Annotated in this window: 10 protein-coding genes; 7 read left to right on the top strand and 3 right to left on the bottom strand. The window is 46.5% G+C overall.

Annotated features, from left to right (window positions below; translation table 11 throughout):
- Positions 1–147 precede the first annotated feature (147 nt).
- The 7 genes from Q0502_RS07915 (at position 148) to Q0502_RS07885 (ending at position 7,259) form a co-directional block, all read left to right on the top strand.
- A complete protein-coding gene (locus Q0502_RS07915) occupies positions 148–1,143 on the top strand; it encodes a YihY/virulence factor BrkB family protein (RefSeq protein ID WP_298649338.1) in 996 nt (331 codons plus the stop codon).
- A gap of 7 nt (positions 1,144–1,150) precedes the next feature.
- Entirely contained in the window at positions 1,151–1,366 is a 216-nt protein-coding gene (locus tag Q0502_RS07910) for a hypothetical protein (RefSeq protein ID WP_298649335.1), read from the top strand.
- Between the two features lie 297 nt (positions 1,367–1,663).
- Positions 1,664–4,186, top strand: coding sequence for a DNA translocase FtsK (locus Q0502_RS07905; protein WP_298649332.1), 2,523 nt, complete (start codon positions 1,664–1,666; stop codon positions 4,184–4,186).
- A 72-nt stretch (positions 4,187–4,258) separates the two neighbouring features.
- Positions 4,259–4,903 (top strand): LolA-like putative outer membrane lipoprotein chaperone, encoded by a 645-nt coding sequence (locus Q0502_RS07900; protein ID WP_298649330.1) that lies wholly within the window; start codon positions 4,259–4,261, stop codon positions 4,901–4,903.
- Positions 4,904–5,051: 148 nt separating this feature from the next.
- Entirely contained in the window at positions 5,052–5,993 is a 942-nt protein-coding gene (trxB, locus tag Q0502_RS07895) for a thioredoxin-disulfide reductase (RefSeq protein ID WP_298649328.1), read from the top strand.
- Positions 5,994–6,189: 196 nt separating this feature from the next.
- Positions 6,190–6,897 carry a hypothetical protein gene (locus tag Q0502_RS07890; protein ID WP_298649327.1) on the top strand — a complete coding sequence of 236 codons (708 nt, stop codon included), beginning with the start codon at positions 6,190–6,192 and terminating at the stop codon, positions 6,895–6,897.
- A gap of 119 nt (positions 6,898–7,016) precedes the next feature.
- On the top strand, positions 7,017–7,259 hold the full coding sequence (locus Q0502_RS07885) for a DUF3192 domain-containing protein (protein WP_298649325.1): 243 nt from the start codon (positions 7,017–7,019) through the stop codon (positions 7,257–7,259).
- Between the two features lie 14 nt (positions 7,260–7,273).
- Here Q0502_RS07885 and Q0502_RS07880 read toward each other — a convergent pair whose 3' ends face one another.
- The 3 genes from Q0502_RS07880 to ftsA are packed head-to-tail and all read right to left on the bottom strand — an operon-like array spanning position 7,274 to position 10,438.
- Positions 7,274–7,723 carry a GatB/YqeY domain-containing protein gene (locus Q0502_RS07880; protein ID WP_298649324.1) on the bottom strand — a complete coding sequence of 150 codons (450 nt, stop codon included), beginning with the start codon at positions 7,721–7,723 and terminating at the stop codon, positions 7,274–7,276.
- Between the two features lie 54 nt (positions 7,724–7,777).
- The gene (gene ftsZ, locus Q0502_RS07875; protein ID WP_298649321.1) at positions 7,778–9,070 is read right to left on the bottom strand and encodes a cell division protein FtsZ; all 1,293 of its coding nucleotides are present in this window, start codon (positions 9,068–9,070) and stop codon (positions 7,778–7,780) included.
- A 21-nt stretch (positions 9,071–9,091) separates the two neighbouring features.
- On the bottom strand, positions 9,092–10,438 hold the full coding sequence (ftsA, locus tag Q0502_RS07870) for a cell division protein FtsA (RefSeq protein WP_298649319.1): 1,347 nt from the start codon (positions 10,436–10,438) through the stop codon (positions 9,092–9,094).
- Positions 10,439–10,549 lie beyond the last annotated feature (111 nt).

Here is a 10,549-nt window from a genome sequence, read left to right as displayed (position 1 = left end):
TTTCATGAAGATTGTGTTAACAAGGGAGGTCTGCGAAGTGATTCGCGGACCTTTCGATTTTTGGGAAGAAAGCTATCCCCATCCGTATAGAAAGAACAATAAGCGGGAAAATTTTGTTATACAAATAGTTCAATTACTATTGTTAGTATGGAAAAAGAACGGATTCGCAGGAGAATTTCTTTCAAATCGATCATCAATATCCTTCTGTTGACTATAAAAGGATTTACGAATGACGGTGTGACCAAGTTGAGTGCTTCTTTGGCTTATGCCACTATCTTCGCCCTGGTACCTTTTCTCACCTTCATTGTTACTTTCGGCGCATGGTTCGAACAGGATATCACGTCTCAACTATACGGGACAATGAACGAGTTGATGGGCACCGAAGTAACTACACAGGTGCAGGCGATCATAAGAAATGCATCGGAATCGGATAGTTCTACCCTGGCAAGACTCATAAGTTTAGGGGTAATGATCTTCGGAGCTACCACTATTTTTGCGGAAATGCAAACTTCGTTGAATACCATTTGGGGGATAAAACCCAAACCAAAAAAAGGATGGCTGCACTATTTAAGAAACAGGGTATTATCTTTTTCCATTATTCTGGTACTGGGATTTCTGCTATTGATCACATTGTCCGTTTCTACCCTGATAAACAGTTTGAGGCAACAATTAATAGATTATTTTCCGGATATAACGGCCCTTCTTTTCCAGGTTATCGGGGTGGTCATAAACATCATAGTCGTATCATCTTTATTCATATTGATTTTCAAAATATTGCCTGATGCTAAAATAAAGTTCAAAGACGTAACGGTAGGGGCTATAGTAACCACTGTCCTTTTCCTGCTCGGACAATTTGCCATATCCATTTATCTCGGAACACGGAATACCACATCGGTATACGGTGCGGCCGCGTTTCTCATTATCCTTCTGACATGGATATACTATTCATCTATTATTGTCTATATCGGGGCCGAATTCACAAAAGCATGGGCCAACGAAATAGGCGAAAAGATCTATCCAGACGGATACGCTGTTTCCACAAGACTCGTGGAAATAACAGATGACAAGCCTATTGAAGTCATCAACAAAACAGAAATAGATCATTCATCCGACAACAAAGAGGATGGGCATATAACAAAATAAAAATCATATGAAAACAATTATCGGTATCATTCTTATTGGAGGAGCAATTTTTTTAGGATATCTGGGAATAACCGGATTACAGAAAAGTTCAAACTCGGTGGAAGTATTAGGCATAGACATCACTGCAGAGGACAAAGGCTCCAAACAAACGGCTTACATCCAACTGGGCGGAGCTGTCATTCTCCTTATCGGAGGTATCTATCTGGCAGGCAAGAAGAAATAGGCAGATTTTATAATATCAAATAGGCCGGATTGCAATTCCCCACTTCTGAGAGGATGTTGCAAAGTGGTCAATAAATGCAATGATTACTAAAGATATTGGTTTATCCTTCATTTATAACTATAAAGGGAAACAGAACAACATAATACCCAAATAATATAATTTTCAGACATTTACTTTGTTTAGCCACATCCTTCTGCTATACGATATTTTTTTATTACTTTTGCAGTAACGTTTTATAAAGCGTTTATACTGTTGATTGCAGCTATTACAAACAGTCCAGGAAATATTATATCCTATATGGCCAGAAGAAAGAAAAAAAGGCAAAGACCAAGACAAAAACCAAAACAAGGACAAAAGAAGAGGATCGCCTCCTTTTTGAAGAATGAGCGGGTACATTTCATCACAGGAGTGATCGTTGCCTTCATCGGCATCTTCATGTTGCTTGCCATTGTCTCCTTCTTCTTTACCGGTGCAGCCGACCAGAGCAAAGTATTAAACAAAACTTTCACTGAACTGATCCGCTCCGAAGCTCCGGAGGTGGAAAACTGGACAGGTGCCGGCGGCGCCTATATTGCTGAGTTGTTTGTCAATGAATGGTTCGGTCTGTTTTCGGCGCTTATCCCCATCTTTCTGATCTATATAGGGCTGCGTATGATGAAGGTTTCTGATTTCCCATTCCTGAAAGCCCTTTTCATCACCGCATTCGGACTCATCGGAGGTTCTGTCTCCAGTGCCTTCATCCTGGATGGGATCTTCCCCGACACCCATGTAAAATGGGGCGGTGCACACGGTATGCAAATTGAACGGATACTGGAAAGCAGTGTGGGGTGGCCGGGCATTGTACTACTTATCCTACTGTTTATCACAATCATTGTAGTAGCCCTCCGGAAGAGTTCTATGTACAGGATACAGGAGACATTGATCAATGGAACCTCATCATTTGCCTCGCAAAACGAAACTTTCCCCACCATAGAGGAAGATGACCCGGATGAACCTGAAAAAGAGAAAAGACCGGGTCTTATCAAACGGTTCTTCACATGGCTGAAGAAAGTAAGACCGTTCGCGGAAGAAGGGCATGGCGAAGAAAAGCATGAAACCGATGAACAGGACTCCCTGACGGCCGGTACTCTATACAATCCCGCGGATCCGGTCGCAATGTTTCCAAAGCCCTCCGTGACAAAGAAACCATTTCCGATAGAGAGAGAGGATAAATTTGAAGTGATCGTTCCGGAAGATGATGAGGCCGTCCACACCCCCCATCCGGAAGAAAATAAAAAAGAAGAAGAAACGACTCTGCCGGAGTTGTTGCCCCAGGAAGATTACGATCCGCGGAAAGATCTCTCTTCATTCAGGTTTCCCACCATGAACCTGCTGAAAGTGTACAATACCGGCGAGAGGGCAGTAGATATGGACGAGCAGAATGAGAACAAAGAAAAGATCATTCACACACTGCGCAACTACGGGATCGAGATAACCTCTATCAAAGCGACCGTAGGTCCGACCATTACCCTCTATGAGATCGTGCCGCAGGCGGGGGTACGTATTTCCAAGATCAGGAATCTGGAAGATGACATCGCCCTGAGCCTCTCCGCGTTGGGTATCCGCATCATCGCGCCCATGCCCGGAAAAGGAACCATCGGGATTGAGGTACCCAATAAAGACCCGCAGATCGTCTCCATGCAATCGGTGATCAGTTCCAAAAAGTTTCAGGAGTGTAACTACGAACTGCCTGTAGCATTGGGAAAGACTATCACCAACGAAGTCTTTATCTTCGACCTTACCAAAATGCCTCACCTGCTGGTGGCAGGCGCCACAGGGCAAGGAAAATCCGTCGGGTTGAACGCCATCATCACCTCTTTATTGTATAAAAAGCATCCTTCGGAGATGAAAATGGTGCTGATCGACCCCAAGATGGTGGAGTTCAACATCTATGCTGCTGTTGAAAAGCACTATCTGGCCAAACTTCCGGATGAAGAGAAAGCCATCATCACCGATGTGACCAAAGTGACCCAAACACTGAACTCCCTTACCAAAGAGATGGACGACCGCTATGAGTTGCTGATGAGAGCCCACGTCCGCACCGTCAAGGAGTATAATGAAAAGTTCGTCAAACGCCGGCTGAACCCGGAAAAGGGACACAGGTACATGCCCTATATCGTAGTGGTGATCGATGAGTTCGGCGACCTGATCATGACGGCCGGAAAAGAGATCGAGATGCCTATCGCCCGTATCGCGCAGAAAGCGCGTGCCGTGGGGATGCATATGGTAATCGCCACGCAGCGTCCCACCACCAACATCATTACCGGGACCATCAAAGCCAATTTCCCTGCCAGGATGGCCTTCCGGGTTACTTCCCAGATCGACTCCCGCACCATCCTCGACATGAGCGGGGCCAACCAGCTCATCGGACGGGGTGATATGCTCTTTTCACAGGGGAGCACACTCATCCGTATCCAGTGTGCCTTTGTGGATACTCCCGAAGTAGAGGATATTTCCCAATACATCGGAAAACAGCGGGGGTATGACGCTGCCTTTGCGCTTCCGGAAGTAATATCCGACATTGAAGTCGCACCCGGTGCTGCCGACCTGAACGACAGGGATCCTCTTTTTGACGAGGCCGCCCGCCTTATTGTGGTGCATCAGCAAGGGTCTACCTCGCTCATTCAGCGCAAGTTCTCCATTGGTTATAACCGCGCCGGAAGGCTGATGGATCAATTGGAGGCCGCAGGAATAGTGGGCGCCGTGCAGGGCAGCAAACCCCGCGAAGTATTCATCGCCGATGAATATTCATTGGAAAAATTATTGGACTCGTTGAGGTAAATGACTGAGGAAAAATAAACCAACACCTGTTTGTGCAGTCCAATCCATCAAACAAATCCAAAAACCGCCAAAATGAAAACTATTCTATCCCTATTATCTATTTTTCTCCTGTCAGGATATACTTTTTCGCAAAACCAAAATGAAGCGAAAGCGCTGTTGGACAAAGCATATGCCACGTACGAAGCTTCCGACGGCATCAGGCTGTCATTCAAATCGACCATGACGGATAAAGATGGCACCGCCTACGCGCCACAGTCGGGAGAAGCTTTTATAAAAGGCGACAAGTTCAAACTCGAAATGGAAGCCATGGATATCTGGTTCGACGGAAAAACCCAGTGGGTGCTGATGAAAGATATGAACGAAGTGAATATCAGTACTCCCACAGGGAATGAGATTGCTGCTATCAGCCCGCTTGCGCTTCTGGGAATGTACAAGAACGGATTTACATTGAAAGCGCCTGCTTCCAAAACAATACACGGAAGGAGCACACACCTTATCGATATGATTCCCGTAAACCCAAGTAAAGAATTCAAATCCATCACGGCCGCCATCGACAAGGAGAGCGGCAATATCATACAGGTAACTCTCACCCTGGCCGACGGAATGAAGAACATTATCAATATCTCCGCCTACAACTCCAATCATCAATTCAGCGACACGATGTTCAGGTTCGATAAAAACGACCATCCCGGCGTTGAAATAGTCGATCTCAGGTAAGTATATTTTCCATTTACCGGGGATAAATTATAGCAATAACAGATACACTATATGGGAGAAAAGTTGTAACTTTGGACTAATTAATAATCTATTGCGCCTTCTTCCAATATGACAATACGGAAGAAGGTTTTAAAATTTAAAAACAAATATGAGAAATAAAGTACGTTGCCTGATCATCGGATCAGGACCGGCGGGCTATACGGCAGCTATTTATGCTTCGCGAGCAAATCTCGAGCCTGTTCTTTATGAGGGTATGGAGCCGGGAGGACAGTTGACCACCACCACCGAAGTGGAGAATTTCCCCGGTTATCCCGACGGGATCACGGGGCCGGAGATGATGGAAGATCTCAAGAAACAGGCGCAAAGATTCGGCACGGAAGTACGTTCCGGCAGGGCGACCGCCGTAGACTTTTCGGTACGCCCCCTCAAAGTGACCATCGACAATGAACAGGTGATCGAGGCCGACACTGTCATTATCTCTACCGGAGCATCCGCCAAATATCTCGGTCTGGCGGATGAAACCAAGTATGCCGGGCAGGGCGTGTCGGCCTGTGCCACCTGCGACGGATTTTTCTACCGTAAGAAAGTAGTAGCCGTAGTGGGTGGCGGCGATACCGCCTGTGAGGAGGCAACCTACCTGTCGGGGCTGGCGGAGAAAGTGTATATGATTGTCCGCAAACCCTATCTGCGCGCTTCGCAGATTATGCAGGAGCGGGTGATGAACAATCCCAGGATAGAGATCCTTTTCGAACACAACGCGGTAGGTCTTTTCGGAGAAAACGGGGTGGAAGGTGTTCATCTGGTGAAACGGATGGGCGAGCCGGGTGAAGAATGGTACGGCCTTCCCATCGACGGGTTTTTCCTCGCCATCGGCCATACACCCAACACCGATATATTCAAAGATTTCCTGAAGATGGACAAGGTGGGCTATATCGTCACGGAACATCCATCTACAAAAACCAATGTAGAAGGTGTTTTCGCCTGCGGCGACGCGGCCGATCCCATCTACCGGCAGGCTGTCACCGCGGCCGGTACCGGCTGCAGAGCCGCCATGGATGCGGAACGCTATCTGACGGAGAAAGGGCTGTAAGAAACATTTCCGGCCCACAACTTCAATCAATATTCCAAGAGCTCTGCTTAGCCGTTAAGCAGGGCTTTTTTATAGCAGATATCCCATAATGGCGGCAATCACCGGAAGATATCCGAGAAAACGGTCATTTTAACATTTCATCTTTTTCGGTCACAAATATTAATCGTATTTTTGCCTTTCATATAATACATGACACATGAAACGAATTCTGTTACTTGCAGGCATACTTCTCTCAGGGATACCCCTTATCGCACAGCAATTAGAGGGAACTTATAAGAACGGAGCTGATTCGATTGCTTTTTCGAATGAAAAAGTGACATTCCGTATAAGCGGCTTCGGGGGACTTTCTTCGGCGCAGGTGGGTGAAGGGACGTATGAACTGAATGGTAATTACCTGCTTATCCATACATCCGACTATCCAGGGGAGAAAAGTTCTTTCCAGTTATTAGACGGTTCCAGGAAAGATACTTGTGTTATTAAAACGGTCAGTCTGCAAAATTATGCCGTGCAGGGTATCCTGGTGGAGTCGCGCAATAAATCGGGTAAACTTATCAGCAGCAAAGTGACAGGCAATGACGGAAGGATATTTTTCACCCCCTGCGACAAAATAACCTCCATATCAACCTCTCCCATGGGATATAACTCCATATCCTTCGATCACATACCGGGAAAAGATTATCTGATCAAGCTTGCCGAGAACGATATAATAGAAAACAGCACCGTCGTTTTCGCGATCCGTTCTATTGACGACGAAACAATATCCCTGTTAATGCTGACGGAAGATTTTAACACCGGTAAAGACAGGGACAAGGATTTGCAAAAACTGGAAAAAAAGGCACGAAAAAGCAACAAGCTGGATAAACGGCTGAAAAAGGTCTATATACCTTATAGCAGGCGGAATTAAATCCCCTATACTACTCAGAAAAGGATATAAATTAAAACCCCATGAAACGAAATTGGATAATTTGCATACTCTTTGTTCTTGCCACAATAGTATTATCAGCCTGTGGATCGCTATTGTATATGACAGGTGACAAAATGGACAAGCTTGAGTTAGGCATGTCAAAAGAACAAGTTACCACCATCCTGGGGAAAAATTACACCATCACAGAAAAACGGATGGAGGATGACGTTCTGATAGAAATCCTATCTTACAGAGAAACTCACACTAATGGAGATGAATTCTACCTGTTCGAATTTAAAAATAACAAACTGGAAAAATGGTATCGGGAATTATTACCCAATTATAAAATGATAAAAGAATAATCCCTTCCGTTATATTACCCTAACAGTCGTTTTACTGTTTCGGAAATATCTCTTCCTTCGGCTTTGCCGGCAAGTTGTTTAGACGCTATACCCATCACTTTACCCATTTCTTTCATAGAAGATGCTCCTGTCTCAACAATAATCTGCTTCACCGCGGCCTCCAGTTCCACCGGTGAAAGTTGTGACGGAAGAAACTCCCGGATCACTTCCATCTGGGCAATCTCCGGTTCGGCCAGATCTTCCCGTTTTTGTGCAGTGTAAATTTCCGCACTGTCCTTCCGCTGTTTCACCATCTTCTGCAAAATGGCGGTCGTCACCGCTTCCGTAAGTTCGTCGCCCGCACCTTTGGCGGTTTTGGCCTCCAGCAACTCTTTCTTGATCGCCCTCAGCGCCTCCAGTCTCACCTTATCCTTGGCCAGCATGGCCTTCTTTATCTCGTCGGTAATGATCTCTAATAGTGACATATTTTTAATGTAATGATTTGTTGATGTAACGATGTGATGATTTGTCCCTCCCTATCAATCGAATAGTGAGGACGATTGTTGTTGCACATCCGATGAAAAGAGGCGGGGATTGAAATTGGATTCCCGTTTAAAGACAGGTGTTTTCTCCAGCGCCTCCAGCACTTTATCGTCGTCCAGTTCGTCAATGGTAAGCACAAAAGGTTCCAGCCTGTAGTTGACACTGGTCAAGGTCTTCAAACCGGTCTTCCCGTAATATTTCTCGATCAGCTCCTTGTCTTTTTTCTCCTGGGCCAGTTTCGCGTCTTTTTCTATCTGTTGCTGTATCTGCTCGGTCCTGGTCTTTTCCTGTTCATGCTCTTCAATACCCGGTACACTGGTGATGGAGAAGCCGGTAGCAAGCAGCGTCACCTTCACTTCCTCGTTCAGCGGTCCTTCCACAGCAGCTCCCCAGATAACCTCTATCTCCCTGCTGAACTTCGACATAAAATCATGGAGCGCATTCATCTCTTCCATCATGAGCGGATACTCCTCGCCAAAGGAGAGGTTAATGAGTATTTTCTTGGCGCTGAATACATCGTTGTTGTTAAGTAACGGTGAGTGCAGGGCATTCCTTATCGCATCATTTATCCTGTCGTCCCCTTTGCCCAGGCCGCTGCTCATGATGGCGACACCGCCATCTTTCAGCGTTGTATTCACATCTGCGAAGTCGAGGTTCACATGCCCGTGAACGGTGATGATCTCAGCGATGCTCCTGGCAGCCGTGGCCAGCGTATCATCCGCTTTGGCAAAAGCATTGAGCATGGTCAGGTCGCTATAAATATCGCGCAGGCGCTCGTTGTTGATTACCAGCAGCGCATCTACGCCCTTTGCCATCTCTTCCACTCCTTTTAATGCCTGCACGATTTTCCTCGGCCCTTCGAACATAAAGGGGATAGTCACAATGCCGACCGTAAGTATACCCATCTCTTTCGCTATGCGCGCAACCACGGGAGCGGCACCCGTTCCGGTACCCCCACCCATTCCGGCGGTGATAAAGACCATCCGTGTACCGTCGTTCAAAAGATCTTCGATCAGGTCGACACTCTCCTCGGCCGCCCGTTGTGCAATTTCGGGTTTATTCCCTGCCCCCAGTCCGCCGGTAGTATGTTCGCCCAACTGCACCTTTACCGGCACCGGTGATTCCATCAGCGCCTGATTATCGGTATTACACAAGGCAAAAGAGACATCGTGGATCCCTTCCTGAAACATGTGGTTCACGGCGTTACCGCCTCCACCGCCCACTCCGATCACCTTGATAATAGCGTCGGTACGGCTCTCTATCTGAAAATCTAACAATTCGTCGTCCATCTCCTGCAAGTAAAAACAGTGTTATTCATCATCATCTTCCGAAAAAATACCTCCGAACACATCTTCCATTTTCGAGAAGAATCCCCCCTCCTGCTTTTCAGGCCTGGGCTTCTTCTCTTTTTTGACGCTTTTTGGTTTTTTTTCTGTTTTCGTATTTCTTCTCGTACTGAACCAACCGGAGGAACCGGATCTGCCGCCCCCCTCATCCTCCATTTCGGCAGGATCTTCCTTCACCATTTCGCAATTCTCCCTGCCGAAAAGAAGCATACCCAACGCCTGGGTGAATGAAGGATCGTTCATGAGGTCGGGAGAATTATTTACTGAGGTTTTCTTGGCGGATGCTCTTCTCACCGGCATTTTCAATTTCTGCGTGAGATAAAGGTCAATATTTTTGAGCTGCGATGCGCCGCCTGTTATTATCAGGCCTGCACCCAACTGGCCTTCGTATCCCGACAAGGCGATCTGTTCCCTGATATTGGCCGCTATCTCATCCAACCGCATGCCGATCACTTTATTCAGTTCGGTAAGATCGACGTCGGGCTTCGAAGAGAAAGGGGATAAGAACATAGGCCCGTCCTGGCTTTCAAAAGCTTTCCCGAATTTTATCTTGAGCTGTTCCGCATCATTCTCGGTGAAGTTCAACGCACAGATATCTTTGGTAAGATTTTTTCCACCGAAAGGGATAACCACCATGCGGCGGAGTATTCCTCCCTTGTAGACCGACAGTGTGGTAGTGCCCGCCCCGAAATCCACAAAGGCACAACCCAGTTCTTTCTCTTCATCGTTCAATGCGATCGCTGCCGATACCATCGGTCCCACGATATAATCCACGATTTCCAGATCGGTTTTGGCCGTAATACTTTTTTCGATGTTTACCAGTAGGTTGGGGCGCCCGACGATCAGTTTGAATCCGGCCTCTATCTCCGAGCCCGTTACCCCTACCGGATTAGGTTCCGGTTTATCGTCGATATAATATTCCACATCTGCGATCCTGTAATTGCGTTTCAACTCGGGTTGGAATTTTTCGGCCGATCTGCGTAAGCGATTCACCTCCTCTTCTGTGACCATTCCCGAAGAGAGCCTCAGCATTTCACTGAATTCCAGCGTATGCAATGATTGCCCCGAAAGAGAAACATATACTCTGCCGATTTTCCGCTCCAGGCTGTTTTCGAGCATCATGATCAGCTTATGAACATTCGCGCCGGCCTGCTCGATATTATAGACCATTCCTCTGCGGATCGAGTTCCCGGAATCTATGGAACTGCTTGCCAGAATGGAGATAACCCCATTTTCGTTCTTGCGGCCGACAACTCCTTTAATCTTGGATGTTCCAAGATCAATTACAGCTATAAATCCAGATTGCGTCATATTATTCAGTCAAAGATGAATTTCACTAAAGTTAGTCATTTTCTCGCAACGGCATATGCAAGTAAACTTAATTGTTTTGAGTCGCCTTCGCTCCTCGATTTCCAATTCTAC

The sequence above is a fragment of the uncultured Proteiniphilum sp. genome, assembly GCF_937873925.1.
GTDB lineage: Bacteria > Bacteroidota > Bacteroidia > Bacteroidales > Dysgonomonadaceae > Proteiniphilum.
This window is presented reverse-complemented; position numbering and strand designations above follow the sequence as displayed.

Bases quoted from the DNA above. Each gene is read 5' to 3' on its own strand.
- Q0502_RS07905 (WP_298649332.1), top strand. From the start codon at position 1,664: ATGGCCAGAAGAAAGAAAAAAAGGCAAAGACCAAGACAAAAACCAAAA.
- ftsA (WP_298649319.1), bottom strand. From the start codon at position 10,438: ATGACGCAATCTGGATTTATAGCTGTAATTGATCTTGGAACATCCAAG.
- trxB (WP_298649328.1), top strand. From the start codon at position 5,052: ATGAGAAATAAAGTACGTTGCCTGATCATCGGATCAGGACCGGCGGGC.
- Q0502_RS07910 (WP_298649335.1), top strand. From the start codon at position 1,151: ATGAAAACAATTATCGGTATCATTCTTATTGGAGGAGCAATTTTTTTA.
- Q0502_RS07885 (WP_298649325.1), top strand. From the start codon at position 7,017: ATGACAGGTGACAAAATGGACAAGCTTGAGTTAGGCATGTCAAAAGAA.
- Q0502_RS07915 (WP_298649338.1), top strand. From the start codon at position 148: ATGGAAAAAGAACGGATTCGCAGGAGAATTTCTTTCAAATCGATCATC.
- Q0502_RS07890 (WP_298649327.1), top strand. From the start codon at position 6,190: ATGAAACGAATTCTGTTACTTGCAGGCATACTTCTCTCAGGGATACCC.
- Q0502_RS07880 (WP_298649324.1), bottom strand. From the start codon at position 7,723: ATGTCACTATTAGAGATCATTACCGACGAGATAAAGAAGGCCATGCTG.
- ftsZ (WP_298649321.1), bottom strand. From the start codon at position 9,070: ATGGACGACGAATTGTTAGATTTTCAGATAGAGAGCCGTACCGACGCT.
- Q0502_RS07900 (WP_298649330.1), top strand. From the start codon at position 4,259: ATGAAAACTATTCTATCCCTATTATCTATTTTTCTCCTGTCAGGATAT.